The sequence below is a fragment of the Nocardioides caldifontis genome (assembly GCF_008087345.1).
In the GTDB taxonomy this organism is placed as follows: domain Bacteria; phylum Actinomycetota; class Actinomycetes; order Propionibacteriales; family Nocardioidaceae; genus Marmoricola_A; species Marmoricola_A caldifontis.
This window is the reverse complement of sequence record NZ_VHIB01000001.1, coordinates 307,504-324,911: the sequence shown is the minus strand read 5'-3', so window position 1 is coordinate 324,911 and position 17,408 is coordinate 307,504. Positions and strand designations below refer to the sequence as shown.

At 69.9% G+C, this 17,408-nt stretch carries 14 protein-coding genes, 1 tRNA gene and 2 riboswitches; of the genes, 9 read left to right on the top strand and 6 right to left on the bottom strand.

All coding sequences use genetic code 11. From position 1 onward, the window contains the following. Positions 1–17: 17 nt before the first annotated feature. From FIP57_RS09675 to FIP57_RS09655, 5 genes are read right to left on the bottom strand one after another with little or no spacing between them, the layout of a single operon-like run. Positions 18–1,484 (bottom strand): peptidoglycan D,D-transpeptidase FtsI family protein, encoded by a 1,467-nt coding sequence (locus FIP57_RS09675; protein WP_148573319.1) that lies wholly within the window; start codon positions 1,482–1,484, stop codon positions 18–20. Continuing rightward, complete coding sequence (locus FIP57_RS09670; protein ID WP_148573318.1) at positions 1,481–2,857, bottom strand: FtsW/RodA/SpoVE family cell cycle protein; 1,377 nt, start codon at positions 2,855–2,857, stop codon at positions 1,481–1,483. The genes FIP57_RS09675 and FIP57_RS09670 overlap by 4 nt, the downstream gene beginning before the upstream one ends. Continuing rightward, on the bottom strand, positions 2,854–4,380 hold the full coding sequence (locus FIP57_RS09665) for a PP2C family protein-serine/threonine phosphatase (RefSeq protein ID WP_203231151.1): 1,527 nt from the start codon (positions 4,378–4,380) through the stop codon (positions 2,854–2,856). The genes FIP57_RS09670 and FIP57_RS09665 overlap by 4 nt, the downstream gene beginning before the upstream one ends. Before the next feature lie 2 nt (positions 4,381–4,382). Beyond that, on the bottom strand, positions 4,383–4,862 hold the full coding sequence (locus FIP57_RS09660; RefSeq protein WP_148573317.1) for an FHA domain-containing protein FhaB/FipA: 480 nt from the start codon (positions 4,860–4,862) through the stop codon (positions 4,383–4,385). A 7-nt stretch (positions 4,863–4,869) separates the two neighbouring features. Further along, entirely contained in the window at positions 4,870–5,583 is a 714-nt protein-coding gene (locus FIP57_RS09655; RefSeq protein WP_148573316.1) for an FhaA domain-containing protein, read from the bottom strand. A gap of 211 nt (positions 5,584–5,794) precedes the next feature. On the opposite strand from FIP57_RS09655, the gene FIP57_RS09650 reads away from it, so the two are divergent. After that, positions 5,795–5,878, top strand: a tRNA-Leu gene (locus FIP57_RS09650). A gap of 562 nt (positions 5,879–6,440) precedes the next feature. Here FIP57_RS09650 and FIP57_RS24495 read toward each other — a convergent pair. After that, positions 6,441–6,917, bottom strand: coding sequence for a transposase (locus tag FIP57_RS24495; protein ID WP_203231150.1), 477 nt, complete (start codon positions 6,915–6,917; stop codon positions 6,441–6,443). Positions 6,918–6,935: 18 nt separating this feature from the next. Next, a riboswitch (glycine riboswitch) is annotated at positions 6,936–7,031 on the top strand. A gap of 1 nt (position 7,032) precedes the next feature. Next, positions 7,033–7,127: riboswitch (glycine riboswitch) on the top strand. Positions 7,128–7,184: 57 nt separating this feature from the next. On the opposite strand from FIP57_RS24495, the gene gcvP reads away from it, so the two are divergent. The 8 genes from gcvP (at position 7,185) to FIP57_RS09605 (ending at position 17,406) form a co-directional block, all read left to right on the top strand. Beyond that, complete coding sequence (gene gcvP / locus FIP57_RS09640) at positions 7,185–10,025, top strand: aminomethyl-transferring glycine dehydrogenase (RefSeq protein WP_148573315.1); 2,841 nt, start codon at positions 7,185–7,187, stop codon at positions 10,023–10,025. A gap of 109 nt (positions 10,026–10,134) precedes the next feature. Then, positions 10,135–11,235: a glycine cleavage system aminomethyltransferase GcvT gene (gene gcvT, locus FIP57_RS09635; RefSeq protein WP_148573314.1), complete on the top strand. Its 1,101-nt coding sequence runs from the start codon at positions 10,135–10,137 to the stop codon at positions 11,233–11,235. 38 nt (positions 11,236–11,273) lie between these two features. Then, positions 11,274–11,648, top strand: coding sequence for a glycine cleavage system protein GcvH (gene gcvH / locus FIP57_RS09630; RefSeq protein ID WP_148573313.1), 375 nt, complete (start codon positions 11,274–11,276; stop codon positions 11,646–11,648). 9 nt (positions 11,649–11,657) lie between these two features. Then, positions 11,658–12,950, top strand: coding sequence for a serine hydroxymethyltransferase (gene glyA / locus FIP57_RS09625; protein ID WP_148573312.1), 1,293 nt, complete (start codon positions 11,658–11,660; stop codon positions 12,948–12,950). Between the two features lie 210 nt (positions 12,951–13,160). After that, positions 13,161–13,499 (top strand): lipoyl synthase, encoded by a 339-nt coding sequence (locus FIP57_RS24420; RefSeq protein WP_338039904.1) that lies wholly within the window; start codon positions 13,161–13,163, stop codon positions 13,497–13,499. 340 nt (positions 13,500–13,839) lie between these two features. Continuing rightward, complete coding sequence (locus FIP57_RS09615; protein WP_148573311.1) at positions 13,840–15,213, top strand: L-serine ammonia-lyase; 1,374 nt, start codon at positions 13,840–13,842, stop codon at positions 15,211–15,213. Between the two features lie 368 nt (positions 15,214–15,581). Next, positions 15,582–16,703 carry a M24 family metallopeptidase gene (locus FIP57_RS09610; RefSeq protein ID WP_148573310.1) on the top strand — a complete coding sequence of 374 codons (1,122 nt, stop codon included), beginning with the start codon at positions 15,582–15,584 and terminating at the stop codon, positions 16,701–16,703. 55 nt (positions 16,704–16,758) lie between these two features. Beyond that, positions 16,759–17,406 carry an SRPBCC family protein gene (locus FIP57_RS09605; protein ID WP_162529743.1) on the top strand — a complete coding sequence of 216 codons (648 nt, stop codon included), beginning with the start codon at positions 16,759–16,761 and terminating at the stop codon, positions 17,404–17,406. Positions 17,407–17,408 lie beyond the last annotated feature (2 nt).

Genomic DNA, 17,408 nt, shown 5'->3' with positions numbered 1-17,408 from the left:
ACCTCCCGCCGGACCGGTCACTGACCGATCACCGCCTCCATGACCGCCTTGGCGATGGGTGCCGCCAGCCCGCTGCCGGAGATCAGGTCCCGCTCGACGCCGGCGTCCTCCACCAGCACCGCGACCGCGACCTGGGGGTCGTCGGCCGGGGCGAAGGAGACGAACCAGGCGTACGGCGGCCGCTCCGGCGAGCTCTGGGCGGTCCCGGTCTTGCCGGCGACCTTGATGCCGGGGATCTGCGCCGTGGTCCCCGTCCCCTGGTCGACCACCTCGACCATCATCTGCGTCAGCGCGTTGGCCTCCGAGGCGCCGAGCGCCCGGTCGGGGAGCTCCTCGGGGCTGGTCTTCTCGAGCACCGACAGGTCGGGCGCCCGCACCTCGTCGACGAGGTAGGGGACCATCCCCTGCCCGCCGTTCGCGATCGTCGCGGTGACCAGCGCCATCTGCAGCGGCGAGGCCCGGACGTCGAACTGGCCGATCGCCGAGAGCGCCGTCTGCGGCTGGTCGATGTCCGAGGGGAACTGGCTGACCGCCTGGCCGCCGATCCCCTGGAGGTACCGGCTACCGAAGCCGAACTTCTCCGCGGTCTCGCGCAGCGCGTCGTCGCCGAGATCGAGCCCGATCGCGCCGAAGGCCACGTTGCAGGAGACCTCGAGCGCCCGCGTGAGCGTGACCTCCTCGCCCCCACAGGTGCCGCCGCCGCTGTTGGGCAGCGTCGCGGACGACTGGGGCAGGTCGAGCTCGGCGCCGCCGGGCACCATCGTGTCCGGGTCGTAGTCGCCGGACTCGAGCGCCGCGGCGGCGGTGACGAGCTTGAAGGTCGAGCCGGGCGGATAGGTCTCCTGGATCGCCCGGTTGAACAGCGGGTTGCCGGGGGCGTCGTTGAGCCGCCGCCAGCTGCGCTCCACCGCGGCGATGTCGTGGGAGGCGAGCAGGTTCGGGTCGTAGGTCGGGTTCGAGACCATCGCGAGGATCCGGCCGGTCGACGGCTCGAGGGCCACGACCGCCGCCTCGGTGCCGGAGCCGAGCGCCTGCACGCCGTCGAACGCCGCGGTCTGTGCGCGCGGGTCGAGGGTGAGCGAGACCTGGCCGCCGTCGGGCTGGCTGTTGCTCAGCATGTCGAGGAACCGGTCGACGAAGAGCCGCGGGTCGGAGCCGGAGAGGATCTGGTTCTGGCTCGACTCGACCGCGGAGAAGCCGTAGAGGTAGGAGTAGAAGCCGGTCGCGTGGGCGTACTTGAACGGTGTCGGGTAGCGCCGTTGGTACTCGAACTGGTCGTCGCTCTTCACGCTCTCGGCGACCTGCCGGCCGGCGACGAGGATCGGTCCGCGCTTGCGGGAAAACTCCGCGTCGAGGACGCGGCGGTTGCCGGAGCGGTCGTTGAGCTCGTCGGCCTGGAAGTACTGCACGTAGCTGGCGTTGAGCAGCAGCGCCAGGAACAGCACCATGCAGGCCACGGCGAGCCGGCGGATGGGGGTGTTCACCTGAGCTTCACCACCTGGGTGGCGTCGTCCATCTCGAGCGGTCGTACGTCGGGCAGCGGCCGGCGCACCTGGTCGCTGATCCGCAGCAGCAGCCCGATCACCACCCAGTTGGCGATCATCGACGAGCCGCCGTGGGACATGAACGGGGTGGTGAGCCCGGTGAGCGGGATCAGCTTGGTGACTCCGCCGACGACGACGAAGACCTGCAGCGCGAAGACGATGCCGAAGCCGGTGGCCATCAGCTTGCCGAATCCGTCCCGGCAGATCAGCGCGGTGCGCAGTGCGCGCTCTACGATCAGCCCGAACAGGATGATCAGCGCCATCAGCCCGGTGAGCCCGAGCTCCTCGCCGACCGCGGCGACGATGAAGTCGGAGTAGGCGAACGGGATGCGCCACGGATCGCCCTGGCCGAGCCCGCGCCCGACGAGGCCGCCCCAGGCCATGCCGTAGAGCCCCTCGACGATCTGGCCGTAGGTGTCGGTGTCGCTGAACGGGTCGAGCCACCCCTCGACCCGGGTCTGCACGTGGCTGTAGACCTGCGAGGCGAGCGCGGCACCGGAGACGAACATCAGCGAGCCGACGACGAGCCAGCCGGGCCGCTCGGTGGCGACGTACAGCATCACCAGGAAGAGCCCGAAGAACAGCAGGCTCGAGCCGAGGTCGCGCTGGAGCACCAGCACCCCGAGGCTGATCAGCCACATGAGGAGGATCGGGCCGAGGTCGCGCATCCGCGGCAGGTCGATGCCGATGAACCGGCGGCCGGCGAGCGCGAGGGCGTCGCGGTGCAGGACGAGGTAGCCGGCGAAGGCGATCACCAGCAGCACCTTGGCGACCTCGCCGGGCTGGAACGACCAGCCGGCGATGCCGATCCAGATCCGCGCGCCGTTGATCGTCTTGCCCAGCCCCGGCGCCAGCGGGAGGAGGAGCAGCACGATCGCGGCGAGCCCGGTCGTGTAGGTGTACGCCTGCAGGCGGCGGTGGTCGCGGAGCAGCAGGAGCACCATCGCGAAGAGCACCACGCCGAGGGTCGTCCAGGTCAGCTGCTTCGTGGAGTATCCGGTCTCCCGGGCCAGGTCCCAGCGGTAGATCATCGCCAGCCCCAGCCCGTTGAGCGCGGTCACGACAGGGAGCAGCACCGGGTCGGCGTACGGCGCGGTGAGGCGGACCACCACGTGGGCGCCGATCGCGAGCGCGGCGAGCCAGGCCGAGTAGCCGTACATGTCGCCGGGGAGCTCGCCCTCGACGCCGAGCCCGACCGCGGCGTAGGCGCCGATGCCGACAGCGAGCGCCAGCACGAGCAGGAACAGCTCGGCGCCGCGGCGCTTGCGGTGGACGATGTCGGAGACCCCGGTGGGGGTGGTCGGTGCACTCACGGCTGCTCGTTCTCCACACAGGCCGTGACGGTGGTGGTCTCGTCGGGATCGGGGGTGGCGGTCGGGCTGCCGGTCGGGCTGCCGGTCGGGCTTCTGGTCGGCTCGGGCGTGCGGGAGCCGTCCGGCCGGTTGGTGGCCTGCTGGTTGCGGCCCGCCTCGCGCGAGGGGGACGACCGGGGCTTGCGGGTGGGCGACGCGCTCGGGTCGGGTGCGGGCTCCTCGGACGGCCCCGTGGTGGAGCCGCCCTTCTGCGCCGCGGAGCAGGCCGCTTGTGCGAGCTCCTCGACGATCCGCTCGGCGTGGTCGAGGCTGCGCGCCTCGATCCCGTCGGCCAGCGAGTCCTGGTCGGCGGGGCGGAGGTCGTCGACTTGGAGCGACTTGGCCTCGTAGACGCTGGAGAGGTCGACCCAGGGGAGGTCGAGCTGGACGCCGCGGTAGATCGCGACCTGGGGGCCGTCGGCGGCGACGTAGTACTGGTCCTGCGACCACTGGTAGGCCCCGGCGAGCACCCCGGCGACGAGGAGCAGCGGGAGCACGACGTACAGCAGGCGGCGGAGGCCGCCGCGGCGGCGCGGGGCGCGGGGGGCGTAGCGCAGCGCCTCGGGGTCGACCGGCTCCTCCTCGGCGGGGACCGGGTCGAGCTCGCCGGTGTCGTGCTGGCGGCGGAACAGCCCGCCGACGCCGAACCCGCCGCCCAGCATCCCGCCGCGGCGCGGCTGCTCGACCGCCGCGCCGACGAGCATCGGCCCGGTGGTGGCTGCCGCGGTGGTGTCGGGGTCGTCGGTGGTCCCGGCGTCGACGACCTCGGCGACGATCACCGTGACGTTGTCGGTGGTGCCGTTGTCGAGAGCGCGCTGGACCAGGGAGTACGCCGCGGAGTCGACCGTGCTCCCGGTGAGCAGCTCGGTGAGCTCCGCGTCGGTGACCGCGCCCGAGCAGCCGTCGCTGCAGAGCACGAGCCGGTCACCCGGCTGCGCGTCGAGCTCGAAGAGGTCGGGATCGGTGTCGCTGCTGCCGTCGACGGCGCGCAGGATGATGTTGCGGTGCGGGTGGACCCGCGCCTCGTCCTCGCTGATCCGCCCCTCGTCGATGAGGGTCTGGACGAAGGTGTGGTCGGTGGTGAGCTGGGCGACCGCGCCGTCGCGGAAGAGGTACGCGCGGCTGTCGCCGACGTGCACGAAGCCGAGCCGCCGGCCGTCGAACAGGGCCGCGGTCACCGTGGTGCTGGTGCCGTCGAGCTCCTGGTCCTGCTCGACCATCTCGGCGAGCCGGTCGTGGACCCGGTGCACGGCGCCGGCGAGCGCCGGGAGCATCTCGGAGACGTCGGGGCGGTCGAGGCGGCGGAGCAGGTGCACCGCGGTGGAGCTCGCCACGTCGCCGTACGCCGCACCGCCGACGCCGTCGGCAACGACGAGCAGGTGCTCGCTGGCGTAGCCGGAGTCCTGGTTCTCCTTGCGGTGGCGCCCGACGTCGGAGACCGCGGCGTAGCGCAGCCGGAGCGGGCTGTCTGGGGTCTCGGCCACGGTTACTTCTTCAGCTCGATCGTGGTCTTGCCGACCCGGACCCGGGTCCCGAGCTGGAGCGCGGTGGCCTGGGTGAGCCGCTGGGAGCCGATGTAGGTGCCGTTGGTGGAGCCGAGGTCCTCGACGTAGAACGTCTCCCCGGACTGGCCGATGCGGGCGTGGCGGGTCGAGACGTAGTCGTCGTCGAGCCGGATCGCGGCGTCGGTGCCGCGGCCGATGAGGATCGGGACCTGGTCGAGCGGGACGGTGAGCCCGGCCGACGGGCCGTCGACGACGACCGCCTTGGTCGGGGCTCCGCGCGGCGGCTTGGCCGGCTTGGAGCCCTTGCGGGCCCGGCGCTGCTCGCGGCGGCTGCTGCCGGCGGTGGTCTCGACGCGGGCGCCGAACATGTCGGAGCGGATCACCGAGATCGCGCCGAGCACGAAGATCCACAGGATCGCCAGGTAGGCGAACCTGATGAGCATCAGCGTGAGCTCCTGCACCGGCTGCTCACCCGCCCTCGTGGGTGAAGACCACGGTGAGCTCGGTGTTGCCGACGCGGACCGTCGAGCCGTCCTCGAGCTCGGCCTCGGTGACTCGGCGCCCGTCGACGAGGGTGCCGTTGGTGGAGCCGAGGTCCGCGACGGAGACGGTCGGCGTGCCGCGACCGCCGGAGACGCGGAACTCCGCGTGCCGCCGGCTCACGCCGGGGTCGTTGATCCGCAGGTCGGCCTCGGAGCCACGGCCCACGACGACACCCGGCGGGCTCAGCGGGTGGCGGCTGCCGTTGATCTCGAGCGCCACGCTCGAGCGGCGCCCGGCCCGGCGGCTCGGCTCGGGCGCTCCCGACACCTGTGCGGTCGCGTGGCTGCGGACCCGGAACCGGCCGGTGACCAGGTCCTCCTCGCGCGCGAACTCGATGGAGACCGGACCGGCGAAGACGTAGTGCTGCTCCTCGGCGTGGTCGCGGAGCATGTCGACCAGCTCACCGGTGAGCGTGGTGCTGTAGGGCTGCAGCCGGTCGTGGTCGACCGGCGAGAGCTCGATCATGAACGTGTTCGGCACCAGCCGCCGGTTGCGCGACAGGATCTGCGCGGAGTTGTCGACCTCGCGCTGGAGGGCGGCCGCGAGCTCCACGGGCTGGACGGCGCTGCGGAAGGCTTTCGCGAAGACGCCGGACACGGCCTGCTCCAAGCGGTTCTCGAACCGCTGCAGGATGCCCATGCTGTCCCTTCCGCTCCTCGTGGCGTGGTCGCCGGTGGTCGCTGGTGGTGGCTGCTGTGCTCCGCGTACGTTCCCTGTCCCCGGACACGCGTAACGCCGCGGGGGTTGTGACCGGCCTCTCCGCGACCCCCGCGGAGCCGTGTCGTGATCGTAGCGTCCGGGGCTGTTTTGGCCGGTTCCCCGGCCGTGGGATAGCCTTGCCAGGCTTCACGCGCGAGTGGCGGAATAGGCAGACGCGCACGGTTCAGGTCCGTGTGCCCGAAAGGGCGTGGGGGTTCAACTCCCCCCTCGCGCACGCGTGGCAAGGCCCCGGATCCATGATCCGGGGTTTTGTCCATCTCTGGACTTGCCGTCTCTGCTCGGGTGGTCTGCTTCTTCCAATGGTCGGTTGTCCGCTCGGTTCAGTCGAGTGAGGTCCGCCAGAGTGGTGTACGGATCGCGGTGAGCGTGTCGCAGAAAATAGGCGACGGCCACCGGGTGCTCTTTTGAGTGATCCTCTAACAGCACCCACGAACGGGGCTCCGCGAGGACCGCCAGGTCCGGTATCGATCCTGCGCGAGGAGCAGCTCACGCCCAGGCCTCTCTTCATCTGTTGCGCACCCTTATCAGCACCCTCATCTCGGCCGAGCCCACGCCCTCTGCGGCGCCGAATACGGAGTCATCCAGTCCCGACCGGGTCAACCGCCGCAACGACTACCGGCATCGCGACAACCACTACCGCGCGCGGCGGCTTGGACAAGCTCGTGCAGGCCCTGGGCATCACCGGCTTGACCAAGTTCGAGGTCTCGGAGATCGCCAGGGAGCTCGACGCCCACGTCGGGCAGTTCCGCACCGATCGCTGGCCGGAGCCGGTCCATTCACTTCCTCGCCGCCGACGCACTGCTCAAGGTCCGCGAAGGCGGCCGGATGGCGCCGGTCCAAGCCCTGGTCGCCACCGGGGTCAACGCCGACGGACACCGAAATCCTCGCCCTGCACGTCCTAGCAGCGAGGACGGTGCCGCATGCTGACCCCGAGCAAGGTAGTAGGCCGCCACCATGCTGGTCAGCCCGAGCTCGGCCAATTTTACGCCGCGCCGACAGCTACTCCGGATGCAGCGATCCTTCACGGAGCCTGGAACCGCGACCCCGAGGGTTCCGACACCGGTGTCGAGATCGCGATCCCGGTAGCCGTTCCGGGAGTTGACCCGGTCACTGCTGCGCTCGCCCTGAACCGACTTCGTCGGAGCCGTGACGCGGGTTCGAAATAGAGCCTGGCAAAGTGGCCTCGGTGGTCGCGTCAGGACGTGCCCCAGGGGTTGACGACTTTGTTGATGGCCGCCTACCGTCGCCGGCACAACTGCAAACTCGCCACTCGAGCCGCAGCGGGAGAGTCCCCACCCAACAGGGCGGGGCGCCGAAGGAGCAAATCTCCCCGAGAATCTCTCAGGCCCAGTTACCGCTGCGGGAAGGCGAACTCTGAAAAGTCAGGCCCTTGGGCCTGCGCCCACGGTGCAAGCCGCCTCTGCCGGCGGTGAAGCTCTCAGGCCCATGACAGAGCGGGGAGGTCACCCGTCCAACGGTGCCCGTCACGTGCGGGCGCCCGACGCAGGGAGCCTCCCGCCATGTCCACTGACCCCGTCCACGGGGCCTTCGTCGCCCGCCACATCGGTTTCACCTCCGTCGACCAGGGCGCCATGCTGGCCGAACTTGGATACGACTCCTTGGACGCGCTCGTCGACGCCGCCGTGCCCCGGGGCCTGCGCAGCACCACGCTGCTCGGCCTGCCTCCGGCCGCTGACGAGGACAGGGTTCTCGCGGAGCTGCGGGAGTTGGCCGGCCAGAACGAACCCGGCGAGCCCATGATCGGGCTCGGCTACCACGGCACGATCCTGCCCGGCGTCGTGCGTCGCAACGTGCTCGAGAGCCCCGCCTGGTACACCGCCTACACGCCCTACCAGCCGGAGATCAGCCAGGGCCGGCTCGAGGCGCTGCTGAATTTCCAGACCATGATCGCCGACCTCGTCGGCCTGCCCACCGCGAACGCCTCGCTGCTGGACGAGGGCACCGCCGTCGCCGAGGCGGTGACTGTGATGCGCCGCGCCAACCGGGTCAAGGCCGAGCGGGTGATCGTCGACGCCGACCTGCTGCCTCAGAGCCTGGCGGTGCTCCAGACCCGCTGCCGTGCCGTCGGCGTCGAGGTCGTCGAGGCTGACCTGGCAGCCGGCGTGCCGGAAGGAGAGTTCTTCGGCGTCGTCGTGCAATACCCGGGGGCCTCGGGCGCGATCGCCGACCACCGGGAGATGGTCGAGCAAGCGCACGAGCGGGGCGCGCTCGTGACGGTCGCCGCCGACCTGCTCGCCCTGACCCTGCTCACCCCGCCGGGGGAGCTGGGGGCCGACATCGCCGTCGGTTCCTCCCAGCGTTTTGGCGTCCCGCTCGGCTACGGCGGCCCGCACGCGGGTTACATTGCGGTACGGACGGGCCTGGAGCGCAACCTTCCGGGACGGCTCGTCGGTGTGAGCGTCGACGCGGACGGTCACCCGGCCCACCGGCTCGCCCTGCAGACCCGCGAGCAGCACATCCGGCGTGACAAGGCCACCTCCAACATCTGCACCGCCCAGGTGCTGCTTGCGGTGGTGGCCTCGATGTACGCCGTCTACCACGGGCCCGAGGGCCTGCGGAGCATCGCCCGCCGCGTCCACCGCACCGCCACCGGTCTGGCCGCGCACCTCACCACCGCCGGTGCAGAGGTGGTGCACGACGCCTTCTTCGACACCCTGCTGGTTCGAGTGCCTCAGGGTGCGGACGAGGTGATCGCCAAGGCGGCGGCCGGCGGGGTCCACCTGCGCAGGGTCGACGAGAGCCATGTGGGGGTCGCCTGCTCGGAGACGACCACGGACGCCCACCTCGACGTAGTGCTCGAGGCGTTCGGCGCCGACGGTGGGGCGCCGGAACCCGGCGAGGACCGGCTGCCCGCTGCCCTGGTGCGCAGCTCCGCATTCCTGACCCATCCGGTGTTCAACAGTCACCACAGCGAGACTGCCATGCTGCGCTACCTGCGCTCGCTGTCGGACAAGGACTACGCGCTCGATCGCGGCATGATCCCGCTGGGCTCGTGCACGATGAAGCTCAATGCGACCACCGAGATGGAGCCGATCAGCTTCCCCGGCTTCGCGAACGTTCACCCGTTCGTCCCCGCGGACAGCGCCCGCGGCTATGCGACCCTCGTCGACCAGCTTGAGTCGTGGCTCGCGGCCGTGACCGGGTACGCCAAGGTCTCGATTCAGCCCAACGCCGGCAGCCAGGGCGAGCTCGCGGGGCTCCTCGCCATCCGCTCCTACCACCGGTCCCGCGGCGAGGAGCGGCGAGAGGTCTGTTTGATTCCCGCGTCGGCGCACGGGACCAATGCCGCCTCTGCCGTCATGGCTGGGATGCGGGTTGTGGTGGTCAGGAGCCTCGAGGATGGCACCGTCGACCTCGAGGACCTCCACGCCAAGTGCCAGCAACACTCGGCCGATCTGGCGGCCATCATGGTGACCTATCCCTCCACGCACGGCGTCTACGAGGAGGGCATCACCGAGCTCTCCGAGCTGGTGCACGAGCACGGCGGTCAGGTCTATGTCGACGGGGCGAACCTCAACGCCCTATTGGGGCTCGCGGCCCCGGGCTCCTTCGGCGGCGACGTCTCGCACCTCAACCTGCACAAGACCTTCTGCATCCCGCACGGCGGTGGCGGCCCGGGCGTCGGCCCGGTGGCGGTCGGGGCCCACCTGGCGCCGTTCCTGCCGTCACACCCCATGCATCCCGACCCCGAGCGTCGCGACGGAGTGGGCCCGGTCAGCGCCGCGCCCTACGGCTCGGCCGGCATCCTGCCGATCAGCTGGGCCTACGTACGGCTGATGGGCGCCGAGGGCCTGACCGAGGCGACGAAGGTGGCGGTGCTCGCCGCCAACTACGTCGCCAAGCGGCTCGCGCCCTATTACCCAACCCTCTACACCGGGGCCGGCGACCTCGTCGCACACGAGTGCATTCTGGACCTGAGGCCGCTGACCAAGGCGACGGGCGTCACGGTCGACGACGTAGCGAAGCGGCTCATCGACTACCGGTTCCACGCACCCACGATGTCGTTCCCCGTTGCCGGAACCTTGATGGTGGAGCCGACGGAGAGCGAGAACCTGGGCGAGGTTGAGCGGTTCATCGATGCGATGATCGCCATCCGCAAGGAGATCGACGAGGTCGCCCGGGGCAACTTCACCGCCGAGTCGAGCCCTCTGCGCGGGGCGCCGCACACGGCGGAGAGCCTCGTCGGCGACTGGGGCCGGCCCTATTCCCGTGCCCAGGCGGTCTACCCGGCAGGCACGGCGGCGAACAAGTACTGGCCGCCGGTCCGGCGGATCGACCAGAGCCACGGCGACCGCAACCTCGTCTGCTCATGCCCCCCGCCTGAGGCATTCGAAGCCTGAGCGCCCGGCTCCAACTACCGGTCCTCCCTGGGCCCGGCCCACTCAACCGAGCGCCCGCCCGCACGGGTGGCTGTTCGGGTCCACCCAGCCACCTCTCGAAAGGGACACCATGTCCAAGCTCACCGCTCTGCACTCGGTCCATGAGGCCGCCGGCGCGCACTTCACCGACTTCGCCGGCTGGCAGATGCCGCTCCGGTACGGCAGCGAGCTGGCGGAGCACCACGCGGTCCGCACGACCGCCGGCCTGTTCGACCTCTCCCACATGGGCGAGATCGAGGTCGTCGGGCAGGAGGCCGCCGCAGCGCTCGACCACGCGCTGGTCGGCGACATCAGCGCCATCGCCGTCGCGAACGCGAAGTACACCATGATCTGCAACGAGGACGGCGGCATCCTCGACGACCTCATCGTCTACCGCCTGGCCGACGAGCGATACATGGTGGTGGCCAATGCCTCGAACGCCGGCGTCGTGCTCGCCGCGCTCAAGCAGCGCGCGGCCCGGTTCGACGCCGAGGTCGAGGACCGGTGCGACGACTGGTCCCTCATCGCCGTGCAGGGCCCGGAGTCCCCGGCGATCCTGGGCGGGTTGACCGACGCCGACCTGGGTGCGCTGCGCTACTACGCCATCCAGGAGGCCACGGTCGCTGGCCGGCAGGTCCGGCTCGCCCGTACCGGCTACACCGGCGAGGACGGGTTCGAGATCTTCTGTGAACCTGCCGACGCGGTCGCAATCTGGAAGGGCCTTTCCGCCGCGGGCGCCGGGCACGGACTGGTTCCGGCCGGGCTGGCGTGCCGAGACTCACTGCGGCTCGAGGCTGCGATGCCGTTGTACGGCAACGAGCTGAGCGCGGAGCTCACGCCATACGAGGCGGGTCTCGGCCGGGTGGTGCGCCTCGACAAGGCGGCCGACTTCGTCGGCCGTGCCGCGCTGGAGAAGTGCTCACAGGAGGAGGTCTCGCGCGTCCGGGTTGGTCTGCGCCCGGAGGGCCGACGAGCCCCCCGATCCGGTTACGCGGTGCTGGACCCGAGCAGCGGCGCGCACGTCGGCGCCGTCACCAGCGGGGCGCCGTCCCCGACGCTCGGGCACCTGATCGCGATGGCTTACGTCGACACCGCGCTCTCGGCGACCGGCACGCGGCTCCTTGTGGACGTCCGGGGCACGCGGATCCATGCCGAGGTCGTCGCCCTCCCGTTCTACAGCCGGCCGCGCTGACCAGCGGCTCCTCGACCCTCGAAGCCAAGGAGAACCAGTTGAACCTGCCCGCCGACCTCCTGTACACCAAGGACCACGAGTGGCTGCGTGTCGAGGGCGACACCGCCACGGTGGGGATCACCAAGTACGCCGCCGAGGCGCTCGGCGACGTCGTCTACGTCGACCTGCCCGAGGCGGGGAGCGCTGTGACCGCAGGCGAGTCCTGTGGCGAGATCGAGTCGACCAAGTCGGTGAGCGACCTCTACGCGCCCACCGACGGAGAGGTCCTCGAGACGAACGACGCGGTGGTACAAAACCCGAGCCTGGTCAACAGCGACCCGTTCGGCACCGGATGGCTGCTGCGACTGCGGGTCACCTCGACCGACGAGCTGCTGGACGTCGACGAGTACGCCGAGCTCGTCGAGCAGGGCTGAGGCGCAGCTATGACCGTCCAGAACCTGATCAACCAACCTCTTGCGCAGGTGGACCCCGAGGTCGCCGCTGCTCTCGACGCCGAGTTGCGGCGACAAGAGTTCACCCTGGAGATGATTGCCTCGGAGAACTTCGCCCCTGTGGCCGTCATGCAGGCGCAGGGATCCGTGGCGACCAACAAGTACGCCGAGGGCTACCCGCGCCGCCGCTACTACGGCGGCTGCGAGTACGTCGACGTTGTCGAGCAGCTCGCCATCGACCGGATCAAGGCCCTGTACGGCGCCGCGCACGCCAACGTGCAGCCGCACTCGGGCGCGCAGGCGAACACCGCCGTGTTCTTCGCGCTGCTGCAGCACGGCGACACGATCCTCGGGCTCGACCTCGCCCACGGCGGTCACCTGACCCACGGCATGCGCCTGAACTACAGCGGCAAGACCTTCAACGTCGTGCCGTACCACGTCGGGGACGACGGCCGCGTCGACATGGAGGAGGTCGAGCGGCTCGCCCGCGAGCATCGGCCCCGCATGATCGTGGCCGGATGGTCTGCCTATCCCCGCACCCTTGACTTCGCCCGCTTCCGCGCCATCGCCGACGAGATCGACGCCTACCTGTTCGTCGACATGGCGCACTTCGCCGGCCTCGTGGCAGCGGGTCTGCACCCCAACCCGGTGCCGCGCGCCCACGTGACGACCTCGACCACGCACAAGACCCTCGGCGGCCCGCGTGGAGGGATCGTCCTCACCGACGACGACGCGATCGCCAAGAAGATCAACTCGGCGGTGTTCCCCGGACTCCAGGGCGGTCCGCTCGAGCACGTCATCGCGGCCAAGGCGGTCGCGTTCCTCATGGCCTCCGGCGAGGAGTTCAAGGACCGCCAGCGCCGTACCCTCGAGGGCGCGCAGATCCTAGCGGACCGGCTCATCCGCGAGGACGCGCAACGTGCGGGGATCAAGGTCCTCAGCGGCGGGACGGACGTGCACCTGGTCCTCGTCGACCTGGTCGCCTCCCCGCTCGACGGCAAGGGGGCCGAGGACCGGTTGCACCGCATCGGCATCACCGTCAACCGCAACGCGGTGCCGAACGACCCGCGGCCACCGATGGTGACCTCCGGGCTGCGGATCGGCACGCCGGCGTTGGCGACCCGGGGCTTCGGCGCGCACGACTTCGAGGAGGTGGCCGACGTCATCGCGACCGCGCTGCAGCCGGAGCTGTCCGACGACGTGGCTGGGAGGCTCCGGTCCCGCGTGAAGTCCCTTGCCGCCAAGCACCCGCTCTACCCCGCGGTCGCGGAGTTCTCGTCGTGACTGCGGTCGCCCCCGAGGGGGGCTCGCTGCTGCGGGTCGAGGCCAGCAATGCCGCGATTCCAGTCGGCCGGAAGCCCTCGTGGATGCCTCAACCGCTCGGCTACGCCGGAGTCGTCGACCGGGAGCGGCTGTACACCGTGTGCCAAAAGGCCCGCTGTCCGCACATCTTCGAGTGCCGGGAGGACCGCGAGGGCACCCTCCTGATTGGGGGTGACCGGTGCACGCGGCGTTGCGACCGTTGCCAGGTCGCCACCGGGGCGCCCGCAGCCGGTCGACCTCGACGACGAAGGGGCACGGCTCGCGGCCGAGACGGTGCGGCAGATGCGCCAGCGGGCGCCGGGCGTCGGCGTGGAGACCCTCGTGCCGCACTTCAGCGGCCGTTTCGACCTGGTCGTACAGGTACTCGGCGCGACCCCGGAGGTCTTCGCTCACAACATCGAGACGGTGCATCGGATCTTCCGGCGGGCCCGGCGCGGATTCCACTACGAGCGCAACCTCGAGGTGCTTCGGCACGCGGCGGCCCGGGGAGCGGTGACGAGTCGAAACTGATCCTTGGGATGGACGAACAGCGGGAGGAGGTCGTCAGCGCGCTGGCCGACCTCCGGTCCGCCGGCTGCCGCCTCGTCATGACCATCCAGTACCGGAGGCCCTCCGTGCGCCACCACCCCGTGCCGCGGTGGGTGGAGCCGGGGCAGTTCGACGAGCCGGCCGACGCGGCTCGCGAGCTCGGGTTCGCGGGCGTGATGAGCGGCCCCCTAGTGCGGTCCTCACACCGCGCGGGCCGGCTCCACGCCGGGGCCTTACGAGCAGGGAGCCCCGGGCGAGGCATGCCCGACGGTGGCCAAGGCAGCAGCGTCGCGCCCGGGCGCCACAGCACAGGGAGCCTGACATGGCACTGAGCGTCTTCGACCTGTTCTCGATCGGTATCGGTCCGTCGAGCTCGCACACGGTCGGGCCGATGAGAGCGGCGGTCCTGTTCGCCGAGGGGCTGCGCGATGCGGGACGGCTCGAGGAAACCGCGAAGGTCCGGGTCCAGCTCTTCGGCTCGCTGGGGGCCACGGGCCACGGCCACGGTTCCGACAAGGCAGTGGTGCTCGGACTCTCCGGCGAGCGACCGGAGGTGTGCAACCCGCACGCCGTCACCGGCTTGCTGGAGCAGGTCCGCGAGCGGGGCCGCCTGCAGCTCCTCGGCAAGCACGAGATCGACTTCGACCAGGGGATCGACCTCGTGTTGCACAGACGCAAAAGTCTCCCCCGGCACCCCAACGGCATGACGTTTGCCGCCTTCAACGCGGACCAGGCGGTGCTGTGCGAGCGGACGTTCTACTCCGTCGGCGGCGGCTTCATCGTGGGCGAGGACGCCGCCGGCAACACCAGCATCGTCGCGGACGCCACTCCGGTCGCGTACCCCTTCCGCACCGGCGAGGAGCTGCTCGACCTCTGTGAAGCGAGCGGCAAGTCGATCGCCCGGATCATGCTCGAGAACGAGCGGTCCTGGCGCAGCGAGGACGAGGTCCGAGCTGGACTGCTGCACATCTGGGAGGTCATGCAGGAGTGTGTCGCCAACGGCATGAGGACCGAGGGAACCCTTCCCGGCGGTCTGCGTGTGCGACGCCGCGCGCCGGAGCTGTTCCGCCAGCTCGCGATCGAGTCCACCAGCTCTGACCCTCTCCGGGGGATGGACTGGATCACGCTTTACGCGCTTGCCGTCAATGAGGAGAACGCTGCCGGTGGGCGCGTCGTCACCGCGCCCACCAACGGTGCCGCCGGGATCATCCCGGCCGTGCTGCACTACTACACCCGCTTCGTGCCGGGAGCGACCGAGGACGGGGTGTGCCGCTTCCTCCTCACCGCTGGAGCGATCGGGGTGATCTACAAGGAGACTGCCTCGATCTCCGGTGCGGAGGTGGGCTGCCAGGGTGAGGTGGGGTCCGCTTGCTCGATGGCCGCCGGCGCGTTCGCCGCAGTGCTGGGTGCCACGCCCCGGCAGGTGGAAAATGCCGCGGAGATCGCCATGGAACACAATCTCGGCCTCACCTGCGACCCGGTAGGCGGGCTCGTGCAGATCCCGTGCATCGAGCGCAACGCCGTCGCCGCGGTGAAGGCGATCACCGCGACTCGAACTGCGCTGCGCGGCGACGGCTCCCACATCGTCTCCCTCGACAAGGTGATCAAGACGATGCGAGAGACCGGGGCGGACATGAAGACCAAGTACAAGGAGACCGCCCGAGGTGGCCTAGCCGTCAACGTGATCGAGTGCTGAGCGGGCTGACCTCCTCGGGCTCCGGCCGATCTTCCCCGACGACTCGCGACGTCCGGGCGCTGGCTGGATGGGCGTTGCCCAACCAGCATCGGCGACTGTCACGACGATTTGCCCCGACCACCGCGGCGTCTCGGTCGACGACCGGTCCAAAGAACTCGTCGTTCGAGGATCCCACGCCCCAGCACTCCCCGATTGCGGAGCGACGAAGGCGCCCTGACATCTTGGTTGCTGAGCTGTTCGGACGAGCGGCACCCCCTCTCGCCGCCACCTCAGGGTTTCACCCCAGCCGCATTCCCCGAGGAATCGTGGCTGGTTCGTCGGCTGCCCGGTGTTACACTGACATCAGTCGTCATACCAGTGGAGGCCCGGTGCAAAACCCAATCGTCGCCGAGAAGTTGAAGGCTGTCATGTCGGAGCACGGTCTCGAGGCGATTGTTTGCCTGTCGCCCGAGAACATCGCCTACAGCGCCGGTTTCGTCGTGCCGTCTCAGGTCCTGATGCGATGGCGACACGCAGCCCTCATCATGACTGCTCGTGGAGACGTCTCGTTCTTCTGCGTCGACATGGAGGCCGAAACGGTGCGCGCGGCTCGGCCGGAGTGGGACGTCCGTACCTGGACCGAGTTCTCCGATAACGCAATGCACGTTCTGGGGAAGGTTCTTGCCAGCCTCGGGCTGAGTGGCGGCCGGGTCGGGATTGAACTGGACTACCTGGCGGCGCGTCACTATGAGGAACTTCAGAGCGTGTGTGGTGGAGTGGCGTTCGTGCCGGTCGACGCGGCGCTGGCGGTCGTGCGCCAGACCAAGACCGCTTCTGAGGTCGACCTCCTAGCCACACTGTCACGGATCTCGGAGACGGCGATCATCGATGCGCTCGGCGCGGTCCGTGCGGGCGACACGGAGATGGACATCGCTGCCACCCTCACTCGCCGGGTCTACGAGCAGGGTGCCCACAGTTTCAAACTGATGATCGTGGCGACCGGAGAGCGAAGCCAATTGCCCAACGTCGGACCGAGCACCCGGGTGCTCCAACCGGGTGACGTGTGCCGGGTGGAGATCTTCTCCGTAGCCGACGGCTACCAGGCGGGCGTCTGCCGAACCGCGGTCGTGGGCGAACCGAGCACCTTGGCTCAAGATGTCTACCGACGGCTCGCCGAGTGCAAGAGTCATGTCCTGGACGCCCTACGGCCGGGTGCCGTGGCTGGCGACGTCTACCGCAAGTACAGGAAGCACTTCGACGCCCTGAACATGCCAGCAATCGGTTTCGTCGGTCACAGCATCGGAGTGAACCTTCACGAACCTCCGTACCTGGGACCAGGAGTGACCGATCGCCTCCAGGACGGGATGGTCCTGGGTATCGAACCCCTCGTATACCGCAGTGGACATGGGTTCGGCATGCAGATCAAGGACATGGTCCACGTCACCGCCACCGGGTGCGAGCTTCTCTCGGACGTTTCCAGCACCGACGAGTTGATCCGCATCGAGGCTTAGGTTCACCCAACATGCTCCCGATCGCCAGTCCGGCGTGGAAGTGAAGGAGTCCAGTTTGAAGCTCGAGCACGAGTTCGTGGTTCCCCTCGATGTCGACGAGGCGTGGAACCTTCTCGTCGACATCGAGAGAGTGGCGGTCTGCTTCCCAGGTGCCGCGCTGAGCGACGTCGACGGCGACTCCTTCTCGGGAACGGTCCGCGTCCGTATCGGCCCCGTCGCAATGCAGTACCGGGGGGTCGCCCGGTTCATCCTCCAGGACCGGGGCTCTGGGGTCGCGCTGATCGAGGCACAGGGCCGGGAGACCGGCGGAGCCGGAGGGGCGAAGGCCGATGTGAGGCTCCATCTGACCGACGACGGGGTACATGCGACCAAGGTGACTGTCGAAACGGAACTGTCACTGACCGGCCGGCCTGCACAGTTCGGCCGCGGGGTCATCGCCGATGTCTCTGACGGCCTCCTCACGCAGTTCGTCAGGAACCTCGAGGCTCAAGTGACCGGGGGCGATACCGCCGATGGAGACGACGACCGCGTCGGCTCGTTCTCGCCGTCCCATTCTGCTGACGTGGGCGCGGTGCTGCTGCGGGCCTTGTACCGGCGGTTGGGGCCCTGGGCCGCCGGGGGCGCCTTCGTGGCCGTCGCTCTGCTCTTGAGCAGGCGATGTCGCCGCGCCGCACGGCACCGTCGCCAAGCGCGGAAGGGGTGAGG

Coding starts and splice junctions, on each gene's coding strand:
- FIP57_RS09655 (WP_148573316.1), bottom strand. CDS start 5,583: ATGGGCATCCTGCAGCGGTTCGAGAACCGCTTGGAGCAGGCCGTGTCC.
- gcvP (WP_148573315.1), top strand. CDS start 7,185: ATGTCCACTGACCCCGTCCACGGGGCCTTCGTCGCCCGCCACATCGGT.
- gcvT (WP_148573314.1), top strand. CDS start 10,135: ATGTCCAAGCTCACCGCTCTGCACTCGGTCCATGAGGCCGCCGGCGCG.
- glyA (WP_148573312.1), top strand. CDS start 11,658: ATGACCGTCCAGAACCTGATCAACCAACCTCTTGCGCAGGTGGACCCC.
- FIP57_RS09615 (WP_148573311.1), top strand. CDS start 13,840: ATGGCACTGAGCGTCTTCGACCTGTTCTCGATCGGTATCGGTCCGTCG.